Source organism: Pseudomonas sp. Irchel s3a12, assembly GCF_900187485.1.
In the GTDB taxonomy this organism is placed as follows: domain Bacteria; phylum Pseudomonadota; class Gammaproteobacteria; order Pseudomonadales; family Pseudomonadaceae; genus Aquipseudomonas; species Aquipseudomonas neuropathica.
On record NZ_FYDN01000013.1, the window covers coordinates 170,306 to 196,819 of the forward strand.

Genomic DNA, 26,514 nt, shown 5'->3' on the forward strand with positions numbered 1-26,514 from the left:
ACTAACGCAGCCACATGACGCGCGGATATACGAAAAATCCGCGTGTCGCGTAGGCCTTAGAAACGTCGCAAATCGATTGTCATCGGTAGCTCGTCACTGATTTCTATATTCGGTACAGGAAGTTTCCCCGGCGTGTGTCCGACGCGGAAGAATCGCGCCATCCGCCGGCTCTCGGCTTCGTTGGCATTGACCGGCAACGTCTCGTAATTGCGCCCGCCCGGATGCGCGACGTGGTACTGACAACCGCCCAGCGAGCGGCCCATCCAGGTGTCGAGCAGGTCGAACACCAGCGGTGCGTGCACGGGGATGGTCGGTTGCAAGCAGTTGGCCGGCTGCCATGCGCGGTAACGCACACCCGCGACAAACTCGCCAACCCGTCCGGTCGGATGCAACGGCACGGCGATGCCGTTACAGGTCAGCATATAGCGCTGCGGCGGCAGGCCTTTGAGCTTGACCTGCAAACGCTCCAGCGATGAGTCGACATAACGCACCGTGCCGCCAGCCGCGCCCTCCTCGCCCAGGACATGCCACGGTTCCAGCGCCTGACGCAGCTCCAGTTCGATGCCGTTGACGGCGTAATCGCCGACCTTGGGAAAACGAAACTCCAGATGCGCTGCGAACCATTCCGCGCGCAGCGGATAACCGGCGTTGTTCAGTTCGACGATGACATCGGCGAAATCCTGTTCGATAAAGTGCGGCAGCAGGAAACGGTCGTGCAGTTCAGTGCCCCAGCGCGCCAGTTTCGGCGGCGCATAAGGTTCGCGCCAGAAACGCGCGACCAGCGCCCGCAGCAACAACTGCTGGGCCAGGCTCATGCGCGCATGGGGCGGCATTTCAAAGGCACGCAGCTCAAGCAAGCCGAGACGCCCGGTGGCGCCGTCCGGTGAATACAGTTTGTCGATGCAGAACTCGGCACGGTGCGTATTGCCGGTGACGTCGATCAGCAGGTTGCGCAGCAGTCGATCAACCAGCCACGGCGCGCATTCCTCGCCCGGCTCCGGCATCTGCGCAAAAGCGATTTCCAGTTCATATAAAGCATCATTACGCGCCTCATCGACACGCGGCGCCTGAGACGTCGGGCCAATGAACAAGCCGGAAAACAGATACGACAACGATGGATGGTTGTGCCAGTAACTGATCAGGCTGCGCAGCAGATCCGGGCGGCGCAGAAACGGTGAGTCCGCCGGCGTCGCCCCACCGAGAACGAAATGGTTACCACCGCCGGTGCCGGTGTGACGACCGTCGATCATGAATTTCTCGGTGGTCAGGCGGGTCTGGCGCGCCTCTTCATAGAGAAATTCGGTGCGTTCGACCAACTCGTCCCAAGTCGCCGACGGCTGCACATTGACCTCGATCACACCCGGGTCCGGGGTGATGCGGAAATTGCTCAGACGCGGATCGCTTGGCGGCTCATAGCCTTCCAGCAGCACCGGGCAATGCAGCTCTTCGGCGGTGGCTTCGATGGCGGCCACCAGTTCCAGATAATCCTCAACCCGCTCCAGCGGCGGCATGAACAGGTACAAACGCCCCTCGCGGGCCTCGGCGCAAAACGCGGTGCGGGTCAGCCAGTCGGCGGATTCGTCGATTTTCGGCACGCGTTCGTCTGTCGTGGCAGGTTCGCCATGACTGTTGAGCTGCGCGGTTTCCGGCAACTCAGGGAAGTCTTGATTCGGATCCTGAGGATGAATGAACGGATACTCGGCGGCCTTCACCCACGGCTGCGACCCCAACGGCAGGCGATAGCCCAACGGCGAATCCCCCGGCACCAGTCGGCAATGCTCGTCACGCAGGTACCAGCGCCCGCTCTGCCATTGATCACCCTTGGCGGTGCGCGCCAGCGGCAATACCTGGCCGATCACCTTGTTCAGGCCCTGACTGAACACCTTGCGCAAGCGTGCGCGCTCAAGCGGTTCCTCAAGACGTGAATCTTCGGCGCTGACATTGCTCGGCAACGTGCCCTCGCGCCAGAGGTAGTAGAAATTGTCTTCGTAGGCCGGGAAGACAAAACGTGTAGGCAATTTCAGGCGCTCGGCGACACTGGCGAGGAAGCGTCCGGCCAACTCGCCATCCGCTCCGTAGTCCTGCTGCTCATCGGCGATCAGTGCGTTGTTGTGCCAGATCGGCACACCGTCGCGACGCCAATAGCAATTGAGCGACCAGCGCGGCAGTTGCTCGCCGGGATACCACTTGCCCTGGCCGAAATGCACCAGACCCTGCGGCGCGTAATGCTTGCGCATGCGCTGGAACAGTTCAGCGGAAAGTCGCCGCTTGGCCGGCCCCAGCGCGGCGGTGTTCCACTCGGCGCCATCCGGGTCATCGATGGAAACGAAGGTCGGCTCGCCGCCCATGGTCAGGCGCACGTCATCCGCCAGCAGATCGGCATCGATCTGCCGTCCCAGCGCCTGAATCGCCAGCCACTGCTCGTCGGTGTAGGGCTTGGTGACGCGCGGCGCCTCCCATATCCGCTCCACCGACATTTCATGGCTGAATTCACATTCGCACGGCTCGACCAAGCCACTGATCGGTGCCGCCGAGGACGGATCGGGACTACACGCCAAGGGGATATGCCCTTCGCCGGCGAACAGCCCGGACGTGGCGTCCAGGCCGATCCAGCCAGCGCCAGGCAGATACACCTCGCACCAGGCGTGCAGGTCAGTGAAATCGACTTCAGTGCCGGACGGGCCATCGAGGCTTTTCACGTCGGCGGTCAGTTGAATCAGATAACCGGAGACAAACCGCGCGGCCAACCCGAGGTTGCGCAGCAGTTGCACCAGCAACCACGCCGAATCGCGGCAGGAACCGGAGGCGTGTTCAAGGGTGTGTTCCGGGGTCTGCACGCCCGGCTCCATGCGAATCAGGTAGCCGATGTCTTCGCTCAAGCGCTGGTTGAGCGCCACAAGGAAGTCCACCGCCGGCAGCGGCGTGCGGTCGATGGCGTCCAGATAGGCTTTGAATTTCGGCGTCAGCGGCAGGGTTTCGAGGTACGGCGCCAGTTCCTTGCGCTCATCGGCGGCGTAGGAGAAAGGGATTTTCTCGGCGTAGGGTTCGAGGAAGAAGTCGAACGGGTTGAACACCGCCATTTCGGCGAGCAGATCGACTTCGATGCGCAACTCATTGGTTTTCTCGGGAAACACCAATCGCGCGAGGTAGTTGCCCTGCGGGTCTTGCTGCCAGTTGATGAAATGCTGCTCGGGCGAGACTTTCAGGGCATACGACAGAATCCGCGTGCGGCTGTGGGCGGCCGGGCGCAGACGTACGATCTGCGGGCCGAGTTCGACAGCGCGGTCATAGCGGTAATGCGTGACGTGATGCAATGCGACATGAATCGACACGGCGTGCCTCCTGCGAGCCTAAGCGTATTCGAAAGCGCGCAAAACTTATGCCATGCAGAGGCTTGGGCGCTTTCCCGGAATGCTTAGGGCAGTACAGCACCAAAATCGGGCGATGCGGGGAAATGGTTTGGGCTGATTGCACGTAAATGTTGCGAAGAGCCCCTCACCCTAACCCTCTCCCAGAGGGAGAGGGGACTGACCGAGTTGACTAAGCGAGCTACACCGACCTGAAACTTCGAGTCGAACTTCGATTTTGAAAAGCACAGCGATCTGCTCCCCTCCCTACCCCTCTCCCGGGGGGGGGGGGTAGGGAGGGGTGGCTGTTGGAGATACGCCGACCTGAAAGTCCTGAGTCGAACTCAAGTTTTGAAAAGCATGGAGATCTGCTCCCTTCCCCCTCGCCCCCTTGGGGGAGAGGGTTGGGGTGAGGGGGATGGATCTTGCGACCTGCATAAATCCAACGGCAGAAACGCTAAACGCCAACCCGAAGGTTGGCGTTTTCTTTAGCGCGGTACGACCGGCTTACGGGTCGGCTTCGGCCCTTTGCCTTTCGCGGCGTCTTTACGCTCTTTCGCAGCCTGCTGGTTACGGGCAAACGCCGCCGCCTTGGCCTGCTCCCGCTTGTCCCAAGGGTTACCACCATCACTGGCACGTGGCGGCAAGCCAGTGTGCTGGGTGAGAATCTTGGTGGTCTTCTCTTTAGCGTCCTTCGCCACTTTATGGCTGCCGGCTGGCGTCGAGTTCTTACGACGGGCGCTCTGGTAGCTGTCGGTCGCCGGTTGATGGGTCGGGATCAACTGATCCTTGCCCGAACCGATCAGATCAGCGCGGCCCATGCGGATCAGCGCTTCACGCAGCATCGGCCAGCCTTTCGGGTCGTGATAACGCAAGAACGCCTTGTGCAGACGACGCTGCTCTTCGCTCTTGACGATGGTCACGCCGTCGCTCTTGTAGGTGACCTTGCGCAGCGGGTTCTTGCCCGAGTGGTACATCGCGGTGGCGGTGGCCATCGGCGACGGGTAGAACGCCTGCACCTGGTCGGCGCGGAAGCCGTTGCCCTTGAGCCACAGTGCCAGGTTCATCATGTCTTCGTCGGTGGTGCCTGGGTGGGCGGCGATGAAGTACGGAATCAGGTACTGCTCTTTGCCCGCTTCCTTGGTGTACTTCTCGAACATGCGCTTGAACTTGTCATAGCTGCCGATGCCCGGTTTCATCATCTGATTGAGCGGACCTTCCTCGGTGTGTTCCGGGGCGATCTTCAGGTAGCCACCGACGTGGTGGGTCACCAGCTCTTTGACGTACTCCGGCGATTCGACCGCGAGGTCGTAACGCAGGCCGGAGGCGATCAGGATTTTCTTCACACCCGGCAAAGCACGAGCACTGCGGTACAGCTGAATCAACGACGAGTGGTCGGTGTTCAAGTTCGGGCAGATGCCCGGGAACACGCAGGACGGCTTGCGGCACGCGGATTCGATTTCCGGTGTCTTGCAGGCGATGCGGTACATGTTCGCGGTCGGGCCGCCGAGGTCGGAAATGACGCCGGTGAAACCTGGCACCTTGTCGCGGATCTCTTCGATTTCGCGAATGATCGACTCTTCGGAACGGTTCTGGATGATCCGGCCTTCGTGTTCGGTGATCGAGCAGAAGGTGCAGCCACCGAAGCAGCCACGCATGATGTTCACCGAGAAACGGATCATGTCGTAGGCCGGGATCTTCTCCTTGCCGTACGCCGGGTGCGGGACACGGGCGTAAGGCATGCCGAACACGTAGTCCATTTCTTCAGTAGTCATCGGAATCGGCGGCGGGTTGAACCAGACGTCGACTTCACCGTGCTTCTGCACCAGCGCACGGGCGTTGCCCGGGTTGGTTTCGAGGTGCAGCACGCGGTTGGCGTGGGCATACAGAACGGCGTCGCCGCGCACCTTTTCTACCGATGGCAGGCGAATCACGGTCTTGTCACGGGTCATGCGCGGGCTGGCCAGGATCTGTACGACCTTGGCTTCCTGCGGATCGTCGACCGGACCTTTTTCCTGCTCGATGGCGCAGGCCTGGGTGTCCTGAGTGTTCACGTACGGGTTGATGATCTTGTCGACCTTGCCCGGACGGTCGATACGCGTCGAGTCGACTTCGTACCAGTCTTTCGGCGTATCGCGACGGATGAACGCGGTGCCGCGCACATCGGTGATGTCTTCGATCTTGTGCCCGTAGGACAGGCGCTGGGCGACTTCGACGATCGCGCGCTCGGCGTTGCCGTACAGCAGAATGTCGGCGCTGGCGTCGATCAGGATCGAGTTACGCACGCGATCCTGCCAGTAGTCGTAGTGGGCAATGCGGCGCAGGGACGCTTCGATGCCGCCGAGCACGATCGGCACGTGCTTGTAGGCTTCTTTGCAGCGCTGGCTGTAGACCAGGCTCGCGCGGTCCGGACGCTTGCCGGCCATGCCGCCGGGCGTATAGGCGTCGTCGGAACGGATTTTCTTGTCCGCGGTGTAGCGATTGATCATCGAGTCCATGTTGCCCGCCGCAACCCCGAAGAACAGGTTCGGCTCGCCGAGCTTCATGAAATCGTCTTTGGACTGCCAGTTCGGCTGGGCAATGATCCCGACACGGAAGCCCTGGGACTCCAGCAGCCGGCCAATGATCGCCATGCCAAACGACGGGTGATCGACGTAGGCATCACCGGTAACAATGATGATGTCGCACGAATCCCAGCCAAGCTGATCCATCTCCTCCCTGCTCATCGGCAGGAATGGCGCTGGCCCGAAACATTCGGCCCAATATTTTGGATAGTCAAATAACGGCTTGGCTGCTTGCATGTCGACGACCGGTGTTGAAGTGAAAATTCGCGGGCGCGGAATATAGCACAAAAAATAACCAATTCCGACGGCAATGGTCGGTTTCTCTTACAACCCGCGTCGAGCCTGCCCGATACCCCGTAACAGGCAAAAAAATCATCGTTCAAACTTAACATTCATCAGTCCGGTGCCTGCGCCGACTGATGTGGCAACCCTTCAAGGATGAAGCAATGTCACCCAAACAGCCCGCCAAGGGCAGCATCAAAGTCAAGACCCCAACCAGCCCGGATGCGCCGCAGCAAGGCAATACCGGGCGAGCGCCACGGACGGGGCCTGAACCGTCCCTGCCTGTCCCTCCTGTGACGCGTCCGGGCGGCACTCACGGCACTGCCAGCCCTGAGGTAACAAGACCGTCTCCCGTCGTCATCACGCACACAGCAACCGCCTCGGTGAAAACGGGCGCAACGGGAGCAAAATCGCTGGAGAGTTACCGTATCCCCGCACCTGACCGTTTGCCCCAGGCCAATACCGAGGGCTTGAGGATGTACAAGGGCCGCGAATACGTCGATGTCGCGCACGGCAGCATCGTGATGGTCGGCATCGATCCGCAGACCGGCCTCTACCGCGCCCAACTCGCAGCCGAGCGGGTTGCCACGGGTCCGCTACTGCTGCGCGACACCGACAGCGGTCTGTGGCATTCGCTCAAGGACGGTGACGCCGTGACCTTGATTGACCCTCACCTGCAGACGTTGCGCACGGATCTCGAAATCACACGCGCCAAGGCCGACAGCGACGGGTTATTGCGCCACGAGGGCCGACTGTACCTGTCCCTGCACACCCACGTTTATCAGGTCATGCACGATGTGAGTGCCTCCACGGCGACACAAAAAGCGTGGCGTATCGTCAACCCGAAAGACCCCGTGGCAACCGATATCGCAAATATCTACCGCGCCAGCCGCAGCGGCGAAACGCGGACTGTGCGGCGCGATGAGGGCAATCGCTGGGTTTATCATTTGCCAGAGCTGAAGGGAGGTATTCAGGACGCGGAGATTGCCCGCCTGAGTAAAGACACGTTGTTGCAGATGCATGAGCCTTTTCAAAAGGCCCACACGGAATTGACGAATTCGTCGGAGCGCCACAACACGCTCTGGGCAGAAACCCAGAAACTGCCGCAGGGCAGTGCAGAGCAAAACGCAAAACTGCTGAGCCTGGAAGTGCATTTGCTCAAGCATGTGCAAAAACAGGCGGATTTCGTAGAGTCGCTGGTGCTCAACAGAAAATGGCTGACCCTTGCGAAAGCCAGCGGGCTATTCAAGCAGGAACTGCAGACTTTCCGCATAGAACGCGCCGAATTTCTGAACCGCCTCATGGCGGCCATGGACCTGCGGGTCAAGCCTACCGTCTCCAGTCTGGATGCCGACAGTTGCAAGCGGATCATCCCTCACCTGAACAAGAAGATGAGGTTTATCGAAGAACGTGAAGTGGTGTTGGCAGAAATCAGAAAAGCCGACCCGGGAGCGGCACCGATACTCGAAGAAATCAGGCAGCAAGTGCCGTCGCCCGAGCGCATCAACTTCAACAAGCTGACCCTCTACGTGCACCTGTATGCGGGCACGCCCGACCATTCGCCCAATACCACCATGCCGTCGCTTTCCTGCGTCGATCTGGTCACCGGAGACCTGAAAAACATTCCGCAACACGAGCACCCCATGGCACTGCTTTTGAGCCTGGATCAGATCAGGGCGGACAAATCACGATTTGAAATGCAACTGGCCACCCACGCTGACAGCGATGCCTCTCGGGCCGGGTACCTCAAGGAAATCCTAAGTTTGATCGACCCACTCGAGAGGCGAATCGATAACAGGCTCAGCGACATTCTGGAGTCGATCGGGCGCGACCGCGAACTGCCCAACATCGACCACGATATCGATTTTGACTTCCTTCCAACGCTCCCCGACCCTTCCGAAAGCTCCCGCCCGTTAACGCCCAGGAAAGTTTTCCGGGTCCGCCAACACGGTACTTACCGGGTTCTGGTCGGTGAAACGGAAACGGCTCAGGACGGCAATGTCATCGTCAGGGTTCCGGACCCGTTGCGCCCCGGCTCTCCATCCGCTCGCTACGAAAAAAGACAAGGTGAATGGCTGCCAGTGCGCCCGCCCATCACCAGTACACCCAGACCACAGCTGGTCGTCGAGGCCAACCGGTTACTGGCCGACGTCGAACAACACGTTGCCAAGGCCAGGGTGGACGAGGCGAGAAAAACCAATCCGACCGATATTGTCGAAGACCTGAGTAAAGAGACTGAGCGACTGAACGAGCAGGCAAGGCGCCTGGAAAGCCATGAAGACGCGGACACCGAAATCCTCGACCTGGCTACGCGCTTGCGAAGCGCTGCCGAGTCACTGGACGCGCATGGCCAAAGTGTTCTGGTGCGCATGTACAAGAACAGGGACGTGCTCGACATCATGCGTTTGAACTATCTGATGGATGCCGACGAAGTCAGCGTGAGCAAAACCGTTGATCGCAAGCCATCGGGCAAAGGCAAGGGCAAGTCGTTTCTCGACGTTTATTCGATCACTGATCGCGCCGACGACGCCCCCTTGTGGGAGGCACATTTCCACTACGACCAACACGACGCCGCGCCGCTGAATTTCACCACAAGAGGCGGTCACCTCAAAACCCTCGAACAGAGCCGACGCGGCATCGAGTCTCAGCGCCGCGATGAACAGGCTGGCTTGCCGCACGTGGCCATCTGGCGCCAGACCTTCGATGGCAAGACCGCGAGCAAAATATTTGCACTGGCCAGCCCGGCTGGCGTGCCTTCCAGGCCTGAGTAAAGGACTCAGGGCCACACGATCAATCAGGCAATGACGCCGCCCCTGCCATCAGCTCCCGTTCAGGCGAACTGATGCGCAAACCTGCAAGGATAGAAAGACATGCCCGTTAAATCGCCCCCCAGAGGCAACAATTCCGGCAATCCCCCGGTTCGCCAAAACGCTGTGCCAGACGTGGACACCCCGCGCCTCGACCTGCCACCGCGCACAGATTTAGAGGTCTCGATACCCGGTGGGCAAACACCACGACCGGGCCGCTTACCAACGCCAGCCGATATCGACGCGATCGAGCCGGCTCCGAGCATCACCATTCATCGACCCGCGTTGCCGATTGAAAATCCGCGTGCGGCTAGCCAGTCCCTGGAACACTACTGGGTGCCTACGGCGAGCGGTTTGTCGGATCGCAACGCTGACGGCTTGAGAACGCACAAGGGCCGCCAATATGCCGATGTACCCGGCGGCATCGTGCTGCTCGGAAAAGATGCGCAAACAGGACTGTATCGGGCCAGGCTGCCCAGCGAATCCAGTCCCTCGGGGCCCGTGTTGCTGCGTGACTCCAGCGCGGGACTCTGGCATGAGCTGGAACACTTCGAGCCGATCGGTGTGCCATTGTCGAGCAGCCGCCTGGAAGCTTTCCGCACGCCACTGGATTTCAGCGGCATTCAAAGGGGCAGCGATGGCCTTCACCGGCTCAACGGTAAACTCTATGCGGTGATCGACAACCACAGTTATCAGGTTCTGCACGACACCGATGCCTCGACCCCGTCGACAGCGGTGATGCGTATCGTCCGTGCGCAAGATCCGGTGGCCAGCGACAGCACCAATACCTACATCGCTACACGCCCCGGGCGCTCGGAGCCGATCATTTACGATGCTCGCGAAGGCTGGCTGGGAACGGCGGTCGGGGGTGCCGGCGGCATGTTCCGCAGCGAGCCAGGCAGCCCCGCGCATCCTGGCCTGCTGCAACGGTTTGCCAGCGCGATCAATCATTTGCGCACGCCAGAGTCCCGCGCTCGAAAGCTCTTCCCGGCCCTCGACAGCGATGAGATCACCCGGCTTCTGCATTCGCACGGAGATGACGTCCGCGGCTATCTGTCCCAACGCGAGGCCAGTTACAGGGCGCTCAAGGCGGATCTCGCGTCCTGGATCAGGAAGACATCCTCGCAGGCCCCCAACGAAGCTGCACATCCCGCGGTGGAGCGTGCTGTCGAAGAAATAAAACGTTGCTGGAAGCGGCAGACGGGAACGACGCTGAAACTTGATTTGGGAGAGGCAATCCTTGCGCCGCTGACGGCTGATTTCAGCCATGTAAGAACTCTGGAGCTGAAAGCGGTCGCCTGGTCGGACACCGCCGATACCTTCCTTGGCAGTTTTCCCAACCTTGAGAAACTGTCGGTGACTCACTCCACCCTGGATAAGTTGCCGTCCGATATCGCGCCGATGACCGTTCTCAAGGCTCTGGAGCTGAGCTCGAACCGAATCCAGCTCAATGAGCAGGCAGCAGTAAAACTGGGCGCACTCAAGCAGCTTGAACACCTCGACCTGTCGAGCAACCCGCTTGGCAGAGTCCCGGACTTTCGCGGCATGTCGCAACTTCGGTCATTGAACCTGAGCAACACCGGACTGGATCACTGGCCCAGCGGTTTACGCGATCAGGTGGCACTGGACGTGGTCGACTTGCGCCATAACCAACTGCGCGAAATTCCACAGCCGATCCTTGACCCGTCAAACAATGAACTACTGGCGATCGCCCGTATCAACTCGGTCACCCTGATTGAAGGCAACCCCTTCCCGGCCGGTTACTGGCGAACGCTTGAGGTTTATTGGCGCCGCGTAGTGGCCGACTATCCGGCGATGCGCACGGGCTCCCGCGCAGACGCGTTCAGACTGGATGGCGACATTCCCGAAGTGGCGATGGTGCGGCGTATGTATCCAGACAAGAATCCGCAAGCCGCCAGGGAATATTTGCTCGCCCTGGGTGATGGCGCCGAAGAGCAGATCGCGCGACGCATTGCCGGTTTCGAGCTACTGGAAACGCAACTGCAGGCCTACATCGCCGACAGCCAACCCGGCCCGGCCCAAGCCATGGGCCCGGAAAGAGTCAACGCTACCCGCCTGGCAAGAATCATCAGAGGCTGCTGGCTGGGCGATTCGGACGGCGAACTGAAACTGCCAGCGCTGTACGGTCCATTACCCCTGCTGACCGTGGACTTCAGTCACATCAAATCCCTCAGTCTCGACTCGGTAATCTGGTCGGACACCGCCAATACGCTTCTGTCCAATTGCCCCAATCTGGAAAGCCTGACCATCGTTAACTCCGGCATCGATAAACTGCCGCAAAAAATCGCCGAGATGGACAAACTCAACTATCTGGATCTGAGTTCAAACCAGATAAAACTGGATGAGCAAAGCGCTTTGGCACTCGGTGCATTGCACCAGTTGAAACAGATCGATCTGTCCAACAATCAACTGCGGGCAGTGCCCGACTTTAGCGCCATGTCCGGGTTGCAGGCATTGAACCTGAAAAACACGGGCCTCAGTCAGTGGCCTGCCGGGCTGCTCGACAAAACCGCTTTGAACCACCTGGACCTGCGCGACAATCGCTTGAGCGAGGTTCCCCAGGCCAATTTCAACCCGACACCCGAGACGCTGGCTGTCGTCGCGCGGATCAACAATGTCACGCGCCTTGAAGGCAACGACTTCCCCTCCGTGTACTGGCGAAAATTCGACGGCTACTGGCGACGCCTTAAAGAGTCTCACCCCGAGCTGATGGAGCCGGCCCATCCCGCCGTATTCGATAGCGAAGACTCCAGGGCGCAGCGTTATCGAAACCTGTTCCCGAGCAAAACCATCAAGGAGTGCAGGGAGTTCATCTGGAATCATGACAAAGGCACCGTGGCACCACGCTTGCTCGCGCTGGAACAAGAATTCGATCTTCTGAAAACCCAGCTCGACGACTGGGTCTTTTCCGGGGGCGGCAACCGCCTGCGTTACGTGCGTGCCAATCAGCTGCAAATCAACGCCACCACCCGTAATGACCGCACTGCAGCGCGGGATCGGATCATCAGTTGCTGGCGCCGCGAGACGGCGCAAAAACATGCTTTCGACGGCACACCGATCGGTCTGGAACTGGACTTGAGCGGCCTGACCTTGCCGACCCTGCCGGATCTGAGCATCGACTTCAGCCATGTGGGTTCACTCAGATTGAGCGGCATGAACCTGACGGAGTCACCGGAAGGCTTCCTCACCCGTTTTCGTCATGTGCGCTGGCTGGACATGTCGAACAATCGCCTCAGGGACTTGCCCCCGGCAGTAGGAGAAATGCACGGGATGACGCGCCTGTTCCTGCAGCACAACCAACTTGAACTCAATGCAGAAACGGCGCGGATACTGGCCGGACGCACAACGCTCAGAGCACTCTGGATCGACAACAATCCCCAGCTCGGTGTGATCCCGGATTTCAGCCTGATCACCGATATGCGCGAGGTCACCCTGGCGAACACCGGCATCACGCAGTGGCCAACCGGGCTGTTTGATCAACCCCTGCTGGCCCGGATCGATCTGAGCAACAATCAGATCACCACGATTCCTGACTTTGTCACTGCTCCGCCCCCGGAGCGCTTGGCGCATTCGGTCCAGGTGAACAGTGGCACGTTATTGACGAATAATCCGATTACCGATGAGACGCGGATACAAATGGGCGTTTATCGCAGACAACTGGACGAAGCCCAAACCGGGCTTCACAACAGATTCAACCTGTTCACAACGTCATTCCCCTTGGCACAACGCCCCATTGCAAGGGCAGCCGCAGACCCCTCTCCGATCTGGACCAGTGGACTACCCGCTGATCAAGCGATCGCCAGAAACACTCAATGGCGCACGTTGCGCGAGCAGCAAGGCTCAGACGGCTTCTTCAACATCCTCGCGAGCCGTGCGCACCATGCCGACTTCCGGCGCCAGGTCTGGGACGTGATCGATGTCATCAGCCAGGACAATCCACAGTCGCGAACCTTGCGTCGAGAACTGTTCGATCGCGCGTGCGAAGCCGGCTGCACTGACCTTGCCGCAGCCACCTTCACCGATCTGCAGGTCCTGGCCATGACTCACAGGGCGCGCATACAGGCCAGGCTCGATATGAATGGCGCCCCCTTGGTGGCGCTGTCCAAAGGATTGTTCCGGCTCAAACAGGTCGACGACATCGCAGCGGCAGAGATCGCTTCAAGCAGGGCGATCATTGACGATCCGGCAACCTCCCGGGAGCTGCGAAACAGCCACAACCTGCGCATACGCGATCCCCATGAAATGACCATGGCCTACCGTTTTGGTCTCAGGGATCGGCTGCAATTGCCGTTTCAGCCACAGGCACTCACGTTTATCGGCATGGCCGGCGTTACCCCGGCAATGCTGGATGCGGCATATCGCAAAGTCTTGACGCTGAATGGTTCGCCTGAAGAGTTTCAGGCATTGGTGTCGATGAATTTCTGGCAGGACTTCATCATTCACAAATACCAGGCGCAATTCGATGCGAGTCGCCAGCCGTTTCAGGATCGGCAGGAAATTCTCGACAGCCAGTCATCACAAAGACTGCTGAGCGAAGCTCAATACAAATCGCAAACCGATGATGTGACGGCGCAGTTGGCGATCGTCGAAGCGACATTGATCCAGACGCTGACGCGGCAGGAATTGCAGCCTCGAACAACAATCGAGGCGGCTTCTGCCAACGTCACACCTGCGCAGGAAAACCCAGGGGCGAGTGGCGCAACGCTGTAATCGATACAGCGTCGCAGCAGGCCGATGAACTTCGGCCTGCTGTCACTCGTCGTCGTCGAAGTTGTAACTGCCCGGCGCGAGGTTTTCGAAGCGCGTGTATTTGCCGATAAAGGCCAGGCGGATAAAACCGATCGGGCCGTTACGCTGCTTGCCGATGATGATTTCGGCGATGCCTTTGTGTTCGGTTTCCGGGTGATAGACCTCGTCGCGGTACACGAACATGATCACGTCGGCGTCCTGCTCGATCGCTCCGGATTCGCGCAAGTCGGAGTTCACCGGGCGCTTGTTGGGACGCTGTTCGAGGGAACGGTTGAGCTGCGACAGCGCCACCACCGGGCAGTTGAATTCCTTGGCCAGCGCTTTCAGGGATCGCGAGATTTCGGAAATTTCGTTGGTGCGGTTGTCACCGCTGGAACCGGGGATCTGCATCAGTTGCAGGTAGTCGATCATGATAAGGCCGACATCACCGTGTTCACGCACCAGACGTCGGGTCCGCGCACGCATTTCCGACGGACTGATGCCGGCAGTGTCATCGATGAACAGCTTGCGGTCGTTGAGCAGGTTGACCGCCGAAGTCAGGCGCGGCCAGTCATCGTCTTCCAATTGGCCGGAACGCACTTTGGTCTGGTCGATGCGCCCAAGCGAGGAGAGCATACGCATGATCAGCGATTCGCCTGGCATCTCGAGGGAGTACACCAGAACCGCCTTCTCGCTGCGCAACACGGCGTTTTCCACCAGGTTCATCGCGAAGGTGGTTTTACCCATCGACGGACGGCCGGCGACGATGATCAAGTCGGACGGTTGCAGGCCACTGGTCTTCTCGTCGAGGTCGGTGTAGCCGGTGGACAGGCCTGTGATGGCGTTGTCGGTGTTGAACAGGGTGTCGATGCGATCAATGGCCTTGGTAAGCAAGTCATTCACACCTACCGGGCCGCCGGTTTTTGGCCGGGCCTCGGCAATCTGGAAGATCTGGCGTTCGGCTTCGTCGAGAATCTCGGCGGCGGTGCGGCCTTCGGGGTTGAAGGCGCTGTCGGCGATTTCGGTGCTGATGCCGATCAACTGGCGCAACGTCGCTCGCTCACGAACGATCTGCGCATAGGCCTTGATGTTGGCGACGGACGGCGTGTTTTTCGCCAGTTCACCGAGGTAACCGAGGCCACCGACCTGCGAGGTCTGGCCTTCCTTGTCCAGTTGCTCAGACAGGGTCACAACGTCGATCGGCATGTTCTGATCGGCCAGTTTGGCGATCGCACGGAAAATCAGACGGTGGTCATGTCGATAGAAATCGCCGTCGGAGACTTGATCGAGCACGCGTTCCCAGGCGTTGTTGTCCAGCATCAGACCACCGAGTACAGCCTGTTCGGCCTCGATGGAATGCGGCGGCACCTTCAGGGCAGCGGTTTGCAGATCGTATTGCTCGGGAGCGGAGATATCGTTCATGGCCACTTGTGTAATTTGGAAAAACAGGGAGTTCAGAAAGACAAAGGGCACGACCTGTAAACAGGATCGTGCCCGATGTTAACCGTCTGACGGACAAGCCGCCAGCCGATCAGGTGTTACTTAAGCTGCTACCACGACAACGCGTACGGTGGCTTCAACTTCGGCGTGCAGGTGCACAGCCACGTCGAATTCACCCACGTTGCGGATGGTGCCGTTCGGCAGACGAACTTCGCTTTTCGCAACTTCAACGCCGGAGGCGGTCAGTGCGTCAGCGATGTCGTGAGTACCGATCGAACCGAACAGCTTGCCTTCGTCGCCAGCGGTGGCAGTGATGGTCACTTCCAGCTCGGCCAGTTGGGCAGCACGGCTTTCAGCCGATGCTTTACGGTCTGCGGCAGCTTTTTCCAGCTCAGCACGACGCTCTTCAAACGCAGCCAGGTTGGCAGCAGTTGCAGCGGTAGCTTTGCCGAAAGGCAGCAGGTAGTTACGGCCGTAACCGGCCTTAACGTTTACTTTGTCGCCCAGGTTGCCCAGGTTGGCGATTTTTTCCAGAAGGATCAGTTGCATGTGGAAATCCTCTTAACTTTTAACCTTCACCGTTCGCGTTATCGGTGTCTTTCGACACGTGACGACCGCGAAAATCAATCAGGCTGTCGACAATGGCCAGGACCACGAGCAACGGATAGATCAGCTGCATGAACAACAGCAGCGTGACGTACAACCCCACCAGCCAGAAACCGGCCAGTCGCTTCTGCCCGACCAGCCCGTGAATCAGGGCGAGTCCGGCGAACACCAGCGGTACACTGCACAACGGCGTCAACATGGCCATCTGTGCACCGAGATTCGGGCCCAGAAGCATCAACGCCAGCAGCAACATCGCCGGCCCCAGCGGGATCCGGATGGCGCGAAACTCGCGACCAAAACCACCCGGGTTGTACAACAACGCCTGCCAATGCCGCCCGACAATCAGGCTCAGCACGCTGACGATCTGCAACAGCGCCGCAATCAGTCCGGTCAGGACCGGTGCAATCAGGGACGCGAAACGCGCTTGCTCATCGACCGACAATTGCTTGTAGGTTTCACCAAGAAGCGCCGGCATGACCTTTATCAAGGCCTGCGCGAGCATCTCGATCTGGGCCGCAAACGCTGCCCCGAGCACCACCGAAAACACCACTCCAATCACTACGCTGACCAGCAGCGTGCGGACCCAGGATTCACTTGCGCGCAAAACCAACGCAAGCCCCGAAGACCCCAGCAGCACCAGAAGTGCCCGTGGGTCATCGGCATACAGCCACCAGATCAACGCCGGCAGCAGCCCCAGAGACAGAACACCCAGGGCGTCCGTCAGTCCGCGCCGCAGCAGCACAAGGCTCCCCGCGGCAGCACCCAACCAATACAACAACGGCAGTGTTGCACATCCGGCCACCACGAGAGTGGCCTGCATACGGCCTCGCATGATGAACTCAGCTAAGGCACGCATGCATTCAATCCTTTGCTACTTGTCGACTGCCCGGTCTCAGCGGCCGTGGCTGTCGGTGTAGGCCAGCAGGGCCAGGAAGCGGGCGCGCTTGATAGCGGTGGCCAGCTGACGCTGATAACGAGCTTTGGTACCGGTGATGCGGCTTGGAACGATTTTGCCGGTCTCGGATACGTAGGCTTTCAGAGTGTTGAGATCTTTGTAATCGATCTCTTTCACGTCTTCAGCGGTGAAGCGGCAGAATTTACGACGACGGAAGAAACGTGCCATTTGATAGGCTCCTTAATAAGGTCCGTGGATTACTCGTCAGCGTTATCGCTGTTGTCGCTGTCATCACTATCGGTGCCTTCGGCGCCTTCGTGCTCAGGACGGTCGCGACGCTCACGGCGCTCACTGCGGTTTTCTTCAGCCTTGAGCATCTCGGACTGGCCGGTAACGGCTTCGTCGCGACGGATGACCAGGTTACGGATCACTGCATCGTTGTAGCGGAAGTTGTCTTCCAGCTCGGCCAGGGCCTTGCCAGTGCACTCAACGTTCAGCATCACGTAGTGAGCCTTGTGAACATTGTTGATTGCGTAGGCCAGTTGACGACGGCCCCAATCTTCCAGACGGTGGATTTTGCCGCCGTCTTCTTCGATCAGCTTGGTGTAACGCTCAACCATGCCGCCGACTTGCTCGCTTTGATCCGGGTGGACCAAAAAGATGATTTCGTAATGACGCATGAATGCTCCTTACGGGTTGTAGCCTGCCGCTCAAAAACGGTCAGACAAGGAGTGAATGACACTTATGGACTTGCTGGCGCGGGGCACATGCGTGCCTGCCGTCACAGCAAGGGGCGCAATTGTAGAGAAGGGACAGAAGAGGTGCAAGGCAATTGGTGATTATTTGAACAATCACCGATCTTCGCCTTCCCACAAAACAATGTAGGAGTGAGCCTGCTCGCGATGATGGGGCAACATTCAACTTTGATGCTGAATGTTGCACCGCTATCGCGAGCAGGCTCACTCCTACGAGGGATTTGCAGCAGATCAGGATTTCTTGGCAGTAGTCTTGGCTTTTGCACCGCGCTGACGCTGCGCTTCGAACAGGCACACGCCCGTCGCAACCGAAACGTTGAGGCTGCTGACGCTACCGGCCATCGGCAGCTTCACCAGATAGTCGCAGTGCTCGCGGGTCAGGCGACGCATGCCTTTGCCTTCAGCGCCCATGATCAGAATGGTCGGGCCAGTCAGGTCCTGGTCATAAATGCTGACCTCAGCCTCCCCCGCAGTACCGACAATCCACAGACCGCGCTGCTGAAGTTTTTCCAGGGTGCGAGCGAGGTTGGTCACGGCAACCAATGGAATCACTTCCGCCGCGCCGCAAGCGACTTTACGCACGACCGGCGTCAGGGTCGCCGACTTGTCTTTCGGCACGATCACCGCGAGCGCACCGGCCGCATCCGCCGAACGCAGGCAAGCACCAAGGTTGTGCGGATCGGTCACGCCGTCGAGCACCAGTAACAGCGGCGCGCCTTCAGTGCGATCGAGCAGCTCGTCGAGCATGGCTTCGCCCCAGACCTGGCTCGGGCTTACTTCCGCGACCACACCCTGGTGCACGCCTTCAACCCAGGCGTCCATTTCGCGACGCTCGGCTTGGCCGACCTGAACACGGTTTTCGTTGGCCAGCTCAACCAGGGTCTGCACGCGCGGATCGTTGCGGCTTTCCGCCAGCCAGATCTGCTTGACGCGTTTCGGGTGGTGACGCAGCAACGCTTCTACCGCGTGAACGCCGTAGATTTTTTCCAACTGACTCATGACTTCGCCTTCGGTTTACGTGCCCCGCCACTTTTGGCTGGAGCGGAGCCCGCTTTTGGCGGCCCCTTACGGTGTTTGCTCGGTTTCGCTGGCTTGCCGCCGGAGGCCTTTTCAGGCGCCGACCGTCCGGTCTTTCCCCCGGACGCCGCTTTACCACCGTTTTTAGCGTCGGAAAGCAGAGCCTTCTTCATTTCACGGCTTTTGCGCAGCTCGGCGTTTTTCGCCACGGCGTCGCTTGGGCGATAGGCTTCTGCCGCTTTTTCCTTGGCCGGACGACGGCTGGCGGATTTAGCCGGAGCCTTTTCTTCCGAAGCCTTGGCAGCAGGCGCAGCGGTTTCAGCACCACGCTTTTTGCGACCGATCGGCGCGCTGATGGTTTTTTCGGCCATCTCGAAGTCGATCTTGCGTTCGTCGAGGTCAACGCGCATCACGCGTACTTCAACGGTATCGCCGAGGCGGAAGCTGCGACCGGTGCGCTCGCCCGCCAGGCGGTGATGCACAGGATCGAAGTGGTAGTAATCGCCCGGCAGCGCGGTGACGTGCACCAGGCCTTCAACGTAGATATCGGTCAGCTCAACGAACAGGCCAAAACCGGTGACCGCTGTGATCACACCCGGGAACGACTCGCCCACGCGGTCTTTCATGAACTCGCACTTGAGCCAGTTCACCACATCCCGGGTGGCTTCATCGGCACGGCGCTCGCTCATCGAGCACTGCTCGCCGAGCTGCTCCAGCGCCGCCTCGTCGTACGGATAGATGCGCGCCTTCGGAATGGTCATCGCCCCGGCACGGCGAACGTGCGGAGTGTCCTGTTTCGAATGGATCACGCTGCGGATCGCGCGGTGCGTCAGCAGGTCCGGGTAACGACGGATCGGCGAAGTGAAGTGGGTATAGGCTTCATAATTCAGGCCGAAGTGGCCCTGATTATCAGCACTGTACACCGCCTGACTCAGCGAACGCAGCATCACGGTCTGGATCAGGTGGAAATCCGGACGATCCTTGATGCTTGCCAGCAACGCCTGATAATCCTTCGGCGACGGACCGTCCTTGCCTTTGTGCAGGGACAGACCGAGTTCGCCAAGGAAGGCACGGAGTTTTTCCAGACGCTCCGGTGGCGGACCATCGTGGACGCGGTACAGCGCAGGAATTTCGTGCTTCTTGAGGAATTCGGCGGTGGCCACGTTGGCCGCCAGCATGCATTCCTCGATCAGCTTGTGCGCGTCGTTACGGGTGGTCGGACGGATTTCGGCAATCTTGCGCTCGGTACCGAAGATGATTCGGGTTTCCTGCGTTTCGAAATCGATCGCGCCACGTACGTGACGAGCAGCCAGCAGCACCTTGTACAGCGCATAAAGCTGTTTGAGGTGCGGCAGAACGTCGTTGTACTCACCGCGAAGCTGACGCGCTTCGGTGATTTTCGGTGTTTCCAGCATCGCACTGACTTTGTTGTAGGTCAGACGCGCGTGGGAATGGATCACCGCTTCATAGAAGCAGTAGTCGGTCATTTCGCCGGACTTGGAGATGGTCATCTCGCAAACCATGGCCAGACGATCAACATGCGGATTCAGCGAGCACAGGCCGTTGGACAGCTGCTCAGGCAGCATTGGCACCACGCGCTCAGGGAAGTACACCGAGTTGCCGCGTACCTGGGCTTCGTTGTCCAGCGCCGAGCCGATCTTCACGTAGCTGGAAACGTCAGCAATCGCCACGTACAACTTCCAGCCGCCGGAGAACAGGCGCAGCTTGCCCGGCTTGGCTTCGCAATAAACAGCATCGTCGAAGTCGCGGGCGTCTTCGCCGTCAATGGTGACGAACGGCAAATGGCGCAGGTCGACGCGTTTCTCTTTGTCTTTTTCTTCGACTTCCGGCTTGAGCTTGGCCGCTTCTTTCAGAACGGCTTCGGGCCAGACGTGCGGAATGTCGTAGGTGCGCAGGGCGACATCGATTTCCATGCCCGGCGCCATATAGTTGCCGACCACTTCAACCACGTCGCCTTGCGGCTGGAAGCGCGGCGTCGGCCAGTGGGTGATTTTCACCTCGACGAACTGACCGATCTGCGCGTTGGCGTTGCGGCCCGGGGTGACCAGCACTTCCTGCTGGATCTTCGGGTTGTCCGCGACGACGAAGCCGATGCCGCCCTCTTCGAAGTAGCGGCCGACGATGGTTTCGTGAGCACGGGACACCACTTCAACGATCACGCCTTCACGGCGACCGCGACGGTCGAGACCGGACACACGCGCCAGCGCACGGTCGCCATCGAACACCAGACGCATTTGCGCGGGGCTCATGAACAGGTCGTCGCTGCCGTCATCCGGCACCAGGAAGCCAAAACCGTCACGGTGACCGCTGATGCGGCCGAGGATCAGGTCGAGCTTGTCGACCGGCGCGTAAGTGCCACGGCGGGTGTAGATCAGTTGGGCGTCGCGCTCCATGGCGCGAAGGCGGCGGCGCAGGGCTTCGATCTGGTCTTCTGTGGTCAGACCAAACTCTTCGACCAGTTGCTCGCGGGCAGCAGGCGAACCCCGATCGGCGAGGTGCGCCAGGATCAGTTCGCGGCTAGGAATAGGGTTTTCATATTTTTCCGCTTCACGAGCGGCCTCGGGATCGAGGGACTGCCAATCGGCCATTAGAGAGTTTTCACCTTGTCTATATGCGGGTTAGTTTGGCATAGGCGCCATGAAACGGGAAATTTCCGACTATATAAGGCCCTTATGAGGGTCTGTATCGTCGCTTGAAAGCCGTTTTGAACACCGCCGGTAAAAAAAATCATATTTTTTGCTGACAGGGGTTTACAGTTAAAAAGACGCTCCGTATAGTGCGCGCCATCGACGACGCACAAGCGTTAACGATACTGCCCAGATGGTGAAATTGGTAGACACGCCAGCTTCAGGTGCTGGTGACCTTACGGTCGTGGAAGTTCGAGTCTTCTTCTGGGCACCAATTTCGAGTTTGAGACTAGATCAGTTTCAAGGCTCACACAAAACCCGCGAAAGCGGGTTTTTTGCATTCTAAGCCCGGCTTTTCTTAAAACTGATTTATTAAAATTAAATCAGGGGTTTACAGATCAAAACGCGCTCCGTATAGTGCGCCACATCAACAGCGGCAACGCTAGCGATGATTGCCCAGATGGTGAAATTGGTAGACACGCCAGCTTCAGGTGCTGGTGACCTTACGGTCGTGGAAGTTCGAGTCTTCTTCTGGGCACCAATTCAAATTCAAGGTTACGACCTTGGATTTCACAAAAACCCGCGAAAGCGGGTTTTTGCGTTTCTGGCTTCCCGAAACCCCATCACCATCGCACCTATCAAAACGCCAGTCCCACCGCAAGGCGCACTTGAGAAACAATATCGTTTATCATTGTTGCAAGTTTTTGCAATGCGACAGTGAGGAACCCCGCGAATGACGTTTCGAAATACCCTGCGCCGAGGCCTGACCTTCACCCTCCTCGGCCTGGCGCTCGCCACTCCCCTCACCCAGGCTGCCGATGCGGTTTCCCTGACTCTCTATAACGGCCAGCACAAGGAAGTCGGCGACGCGATCGCCAAAGCCTTCGAAGCCAAGACCGGCATTCACGTCAACGTGCGCAAAGGCAGCAGCAATCAGCTCGCCAGCCAGATCATCGAAGAAGGCGACCGCTCCCCTGCCGACGTGATCTACACCGAAGAGTCACCACCACTGAACAATCTCGGCGAACTGGGCTTGCTGGCCAAAACCGATGACGCCACTCTGGCCGTACTACCAGAAAAATATGTCGCCGGTAACGGCACCTGGATCGGCGTGACAGCGCGGGTTCGCGTTGTCGCCTACAACCCGAAACTGGTCGACGAAAAAGACCTGCCAAAATCAGTCCTGGATTTCGCCGATCCACAGTGGCAAGGCAAAGTCGGCTTCGTACCGACCAGCGGCGCGTTTCAGGAACAAGCCGTGGCCATCATCAAGATGCACGGTCGTGACGCCGCCGAAGAGTGGCTGACCGGCCTGCGCGCGTTCGGCAAGACCTACAGCAACAACATGGTCGCCCTCAAAGCCGTGGAAAACGGCGAAGTCGCCACCGTGCTGGTGAACAACTACTACTGGTTCGCCCTGCAACGCGAGAAAGGCAAACTGGATTCGAAACTGCATTACTTCACCGGTGGCGACGTCGGCGGCTTGATCACCGTGTCCAGCGCTGCCGTGCTGAAATCCAGCAAACATCCAAAAGAAGCCCAGCAATTCCTCGCCTATATGGCCAGCGAAGAAGGTCAGCGCGTGATCACTCAGACCACCGCCGAGTATCCGCTGCATAAAGGCATGGAATCGGATCGCGGGCTCAAGCCGTTCAGCGAACTGGAAGCGCCAAACGTCACTCCTGCCGATCTGGGCAATGCCGAAGAAGCGTTGGAACTGGAACGTGAAGTTGGCTTGAACTGATGACCGCATCGTTATCCGCCCCCGCCGCGCGCGGGGGTTACGTACCAAAGCGCAAGCGGCCATCAATCTGGCTGGTGCTGCCGGTGTTGTTACTGGTAGTGATGAGCCTGTTGCCGCTGGCCTATGTCGGGCTCAAGGCCTGGCAGGCCGGCTGGGCCGAGGCGTTGCACTTGTTGTGGCGCCCGTATGTGTTCGGCCTGTTGCGCAACACGTTGGCGTTGATGGTTGGCGTAACCCTCACCTGCGGCGTGATTGGTCTGTCGCTGGCCTGGCTGCTGGAACGCAGCAATTTGCCAGGGCGTCGCCTATGGGGCGTGATCCTGTGCCTGCCGTTCGCGGTGCCGGCGTTTGTCAGCAGCTTCACCTGGGTTTCGCTGAGCCCGCAGTTCGAAGGCCTTGGCGGGGCGATTCTGGTGATGAGCCTGTCGAAGTATCCGTTGATCTTCCTGCCGGTGGCGGCAACTCTGCGCAATCTCGATCCCTCCCTTGAAGAGTCGGCACGCACCCTTGGGCAGAATCGCTGGGGCGTATTTTTCCGCGTGACCCTGCCGCTGCTCTGGCCTTCGCTATTGGCCGGCTCGCTATTGATTGCCTTGCACATGCTGGTGGAGTTCGGCGCACTGTCGATCATCGGCCTGCAAACCTTCACCACGGCGATCTATCAGCAATTCGAACTGGAGTTCAGTAACGCCAACGCGGCGATGCTTTCCGCCGTGCTGCTGGCGCTGTGTCTGGTGTTGTTGTGGCTGGAGCTGCGCGTACGCGGCAAAGGCCGGCATGTGCGCACCGGACAAGGTGCCGCGCGCCAAGCTGAACAGGTTCGGCTAGGATCATGGGCCACGGTCGGTCAGCTGTATTGCCTGATGCTGGCAATTGTCGGCAGCGGGATTCCGTTGGGGATGTTGGCGTATTGGCTGGCGGTCGGTTCATCCGCAGCATTCCCGGTGGCAGCGATCACTGAAGCCCTGCTTTCTTCTCTGGCACTTTCTCTTGGCGGAGCTGCGCTGTGTCTAGTGCTGGCCGTGCCGGTCGGCTTGTTGGTGGTGCGTTACAAAGGCCAACTGGCAATCTGGGCCGAGCGCTTGCCGTATCTGCTGCATGCGCTGCCGGGCCTGGTGATTGCGCTGACGCTGGTGTATTTCGCCCTGCACTACGTGCCGGCGCTGTACCAGACTTCGGGGTTGCTGCTGATCGCTTATGCGCTGCTGTTTCTGCCATTGGCGCAGGCGCCGATTCGCACGGCACTGAACAAGGCGGCACCGCAACTGGAAGAGGCTGCGCGCACACTGGGCGCTTCGTCGTTCACGGCGTTTTGTCGGGTGACGCTGCCGATTATCTTCCCGGCATTGGGCGCAGCGTTTGCGCTGGTGTTTCTGGATGCGATGAAGGAATTGACGGCGACGTTGCTGCTGAGTCCGACCGGACTGAACACTTTGGCGACCGAGGTCTGGGCGCATACTGCGAATGTCGAGTTTGCGGCGGCGGCGCCTTATGCGGCGTTGTTGATTTTGGTGTCGGGGCTGCCGGTTTATTTACTGACGACCCGGATGTATCTGAGCCGCTGATAGCGCTTTCGCGAGCAGGCTCGCTCCCACATGTTGACCGAGCTCCATCAGAGGAACGCGATCTAATGTGGGAGCGAGCCTGCTCGCGAAGAGGCCCGCCCAGACAACCTCAAGCTCTGAACTGCCCCAGACTAGCCTTGAGCTGCGCTGCCAAACCATCCAGCACCTTGCCACTCGCGGTGGTCTCCACCACCGCCTGCGCCGCTTTCTCGGCTTGCGCATGAATTGTCTCGACGCGGCCACGTACAGCCTGCGCTCCCTGCGCCTGATGCGCAGCCGCCTGCGTTGCCAAGCCAATCGCCGCATGCACCTGCTCGACCGAGACCTGTACCGACTGCTGCAAGCGCGCACTGTCACGCAGCACCAGTAAACCTTCGCTGGCCTGACGCCCGGCCTGGCCGATCGCCTCGACCGCCTCACGCGCGCCCTGCTGCAACGCGACGATGTGCGCCTGAATATCGCCGGTAGAGCTTTGTGTCTTGCTCGCCAACGCACGCACTTCGTCGGCAACAACGGCAAACCCACGCCCGGTCTCGCCAGCACGTGCCGCTTCAATCGCCGCGTTGAGCGCCAGCAGATTGGTCTGCTCGGCAATCCCGTGAATCACCGTCAGCACCACCTCAATCTGCTCACTCTGCTGAGCCAGCCGCTCGATGACTTTCGCTCCGGTATCGACCTGCCCCGCCAGCGCCTCGATCAGGCTGCCGACCTTGGCGGACGTCCGGGTGTTTTCGTCGGTGGCCTGGCGAATATCCACAACCTGCTTCAAAGCCGCTTGCATCGCATGGCTTTCCGACTGCGCCTCATCAGCCATTTGCGACAGTGCGCGCAGGCTTTCCGCTACCTCATCACGCTGCATGCCGGCAGCCGCATCGGCACCGGCATTGCGCAGGGTCATCGCGCCAATCTCGACGCCAGTACGCTGCGCGACATCGCCCGCTTCGCGCACGATTGGCTGCAACTTATCCACAAAGCGGTTGACCGCCGAGGCCATGTCGCCGATTTCGTCTTTGCTGTTGATCTGTACACGCTTGGTCAGGTCGCCCTCGCCCGCAGCCAGGTCATCCATCGCAGCGTTGAGCATCTTCAGGCGATTGACCACGCGATGGCCGAGCACGACGGCCAATAACAGAAGCACGCCAAAACCGACCAACGCCAGGCCCATGCCGATCCGCCAGCGCAGGGTAGCTGCCGCCTCTTGAACAGTATTGGCGGTGTTGGCTTTCATCTCGACGGCGGTTGACTGCGCCGATTGCAGGCGCGCCTGCATGGCTTTGGCACTGTCCGCTGCAGCGCCCTTGAGGCTGTCGCCGACCAGTTGATCACTGCTCGCGATCAACGCCGAGAAGCGCTTGTCCAGTGCCGCCAGATCGGTTTCCACCGACGCCGTGGAAACACCCATCAACACCTTGCCGATTTCCACACCATTGGGATTGATCGAGGCTTCAAGGTAGTAAACCGATGAATCGTTTTTCGCCGCATCCAGCACTTTATCCAATGCACGCTCGCCCTGGCCCTTTTCCAGCAAGGCCTTGTTGATCGGGTTTTCGCGATTGAGATAGCGGGTCAGGTGCTGGCCGGTGGCGTCGTCGTAGACCACGAATAGAACGTTGGGATTGCGCTGGGCACGGCGGGCGAACTCGGACAGGGTCGGTACGTCGCTGTCCCACATGGCACGCGGGGCTACGGAGGCCAGTAACTGCGCCATGTCATTGGCCGAATCTTTCAGATCCTTTTCCAGCGTCGCACGCAGTTGCGCCTGCTCTTCTTTCAGGCGCGAGGACAGGCCGGCGGTAAGCCGCTGACGAGTACTGGCGGACAAGGCATCGAGGCTCGAGGTGACTTCACGCCCGGCCTGCTCCAGTTCACCGGAGAGCTTCTGGCTGTCGGCGCCGAGGCGCACCGCCAAGTCAGCTTCCAGCGCCGTGACGGTGCTCCGCGTCAGGGCAACGGCCACCAACACCTGCACCAAAAGGGCGATACCAAGGGTAACGAACACGGGGCGCAACAAACGGCTTTGTAACAGTGAGAGAACGGCCGACACTGTGAATACCTCTACTTCTGACGCCATTAATTTGATGGCACTCTTGTAGAC

The 26,514-nt window shown here is 59.5% G+C and carries 14 protein-coding genes and 2 tRNA genes; 6 read left to right on the forward strand and 10 right to left on the reverse strand.

Going from position 1 to position 26,514, the window contains the following annotated elements; translation table 11 throughout:
- Positions 1–56: 56 nt before the first annotated feature.
- Both CKW14_RS21920 and CKW14_RS21925 read right to left on the reverse strand, forming a co-directional pair.
- Positions 57–3,332 (reverse strand): DUF2126 domain-containing protein, encoded by a 3,276-nt coding sequence (locus tag CKW14_RS21920; RefSeq protein ID WP_095047307.1) that lies wholly within the window; start codon positions 3,330–3,332, stop codon positions 57–59.
- A 503-nt stretch (positions 3,333–3,835) separates the two neighbouring features.
- Positions 3,836–6,148 carry a YgiQ family radical SAM protein gene (locus tag CKW14_RS21925; RefSeq protein WP_095047306.1) on the reverse strand — a complete coding sequence of 771 codons (2,313 nt, stop codon included), beginning with the start codon at positions 6,146–6,148 and terminating at the stop codon, positions 3,836–3,838.
- Positions 6,149–6,357: 209 nt separating this feature from the next.
- Between CKW14_RS21925 and CKW14_RS21930 the strand changes: the two genes are divergently transcribed.
- Positions 6,358–8,964 (forward strand): hypothetical protein, encoded by a 2,607-nt coding sequence (locus tag CKW14_RS21930; protein ID WP_256587271.1) that lies wholly within the window; start codon positions 6,358–6,360, stop codon positions 8,962–8,964.
- 99 nt (positions 8,965–9,063) lie between these two features.
- Positions 9,064–13,731 (forward strand): NEL-type E3 ubiquitin ligase domain-containing protein, encoded by a 4,668-nt coding sequence (locus tag CKW14_RS21935; RefSeq protein ID WP_256587272.1) that lies wholly within the window; start codon positions 9,064–9,066, stop codon positions 13,729–13,731.
- Positions 13,732–13,773: 42 nt separating this feature from the next.
- Here the strand turns inward: CKW14_RS21935 and dnaB are convergent, their stop codons facing one another.
- The 7 genes from dnaB to rnr form a co-directional block, all read right to left on the reverse strand.
- Positions 13,774–15,171: a replicative DNA helicase gene (gene dnaB / locus CKW14_RS21940; RefSeq protein WP_007915846.1), complete on the reverse strand. Its 1,398-nt coding sequence runs from the start codon at positions 15,169–15,171 to the stop codon at positions 13,774–13,776.
- 120 nt (positions 15,172–15,291) lie between these two features.
- The gene (gene rplI, locus CKW14_RS21945; protein WP_003186385.1) at positions 15,292–15,738 is read right to left on the reverse strand and encodes a 50S ribosomal protein L9; all 447 of its coding nucleotides are present in this window, start codon (positions 15,736–15,738) and stop codon (positions 15,292–15,294) included.
- Between the two features lie 19 nt (positions 15,739–15,757).
- The gene (locus CKW14_RS21950) at positions 15,758–16,651 is read right to left on the reverse strand and encodes a hypothetical protein (protein WP_016983782.1); all 894 of its coding nucleotides are present in this window, start codon (positions 16,649–16,651) and stop codon (positions 15,758–15,760) included.
- Positions 16,652–16,687: 36 nt separating this feature from the next.
- Positions 16,688–16,918 carry a 30S ribosomal protein S18 gene (gene rpsR, locus CKW14_RS21955; protein WP_002551829.1) on the reverse strand — a complete coding sequence of 77 codons (231 nt, stop codon included), beginning with the start codon at positions 16,916–16,918 and terminating at the stop codon, positions 16,688–16,690.
- A gap of 29 nt (positions 16,919–16,947) precedes the next feature.
- Positions 16,948–17,370, reverse strand: a complete 423-nt coding sequence (rpsF, locus tag CKW14_RS21960) for a 30S ribosomal protein S6 (RefSeq protein ID WP_016771938.1) — start codon at positions 17,368–17,370, stop codon at positions 16,948–16,950.
- 306 nt (positions 17,371–17,676) lie between these two features.
- On the reverse strand, positions 17,677–18,444 hold the full coding sequence (gene rlmB, locus CKW14_RS21965; protein WP_095126136.1) for a 23S rRNA (guanosine(2251)-2'-O)-methyltransferase RlmB: 768 nt from the start codon (positions 18,442–18,444) through the stop codon (positions 17,677–17,679).
- Positions 18,441–21,071, reverse strand: coding sequence for a ribonuclease R (rnr, locus tag CKW14_RS21970; protein ID WP_095047303.1), 2,631 nt, complete (start codon positions 21,069–21,071; stop codon positions 18,441–18,443). Before rnr ends, rlmB begins: the two co-directional genes overlap by 4 nt.
- A gap of 226 nt (positions 21,072–21,297) precedes the next feature.
- Here rnr and CKW14_RS21975 point away from each other — a divergent pair.
- The 4 genes from CKW14_RS21975 to CKW14_RS21990 all read left to right on the forward strand — a co-directional run bounded on the left by CKW14_RS21975 (position 21,298) and on the right by CKW14_RS21990 (position 24,419).
- Positions 21,298–21,384 (forward strand) — tRNA-Leu (locus CKW14_RS21975).
- Between the two features lie 180 nt (positions 21,385–21,564).
- A tRNA-Leu gene (locus tag CKW14_RS21980) sits at positions 21,565–21,651 on the forward strand.
- 192 nt (positions 21,652–21,843) lie between these two features.
- The gene (locus CKW14_RS21985) at positions 21,844–22,854 is read left to right on the forward strand and encodes an extracellular solute-binding protein (protein WP_095126137.1); all 1,011 of its coding nucleotides are present in this window, start codon (positions 21,844–21,846) and stop codon (positions 22,852–22,854) included.
- Positions 22,854–24,419: an iron ABC transporter permease gene (locus CKW14_RS21990; protein WP_095126138.1), complete on the forward strand. Its 1,566-nt coding sequence runs from the start codon at positions 22,854–22,856 to the stop codon at positions 24,417–24,419. The genes CKW14_RS21985 and CKW14_RS21990 overlap by 1 nt, the downstream gene beginning before the upstream one ends.
- A gap of 109 nt (positions 24,420–24,528) precedes the next feature.
- Here the strand turns inward: CKW14_RS21990 and CKW14_RS21995 are convergent, their stop codons facing one another.
- Positions 24,529–26,463 carry a methyl-accepting chemotaxis protein gene (locus CKW14_RS21995; protein WP_095047412.1) on the reverse strand — a complete coding sequence of 645 codons (1,935 nt, stop codon included), beginning with the start codon at positions 26,461–26,463 and terminating at the stop codon, positions 24,529–24,531.
- Positions 26,464–26,514: the final 51 nt, after the last annotated feature.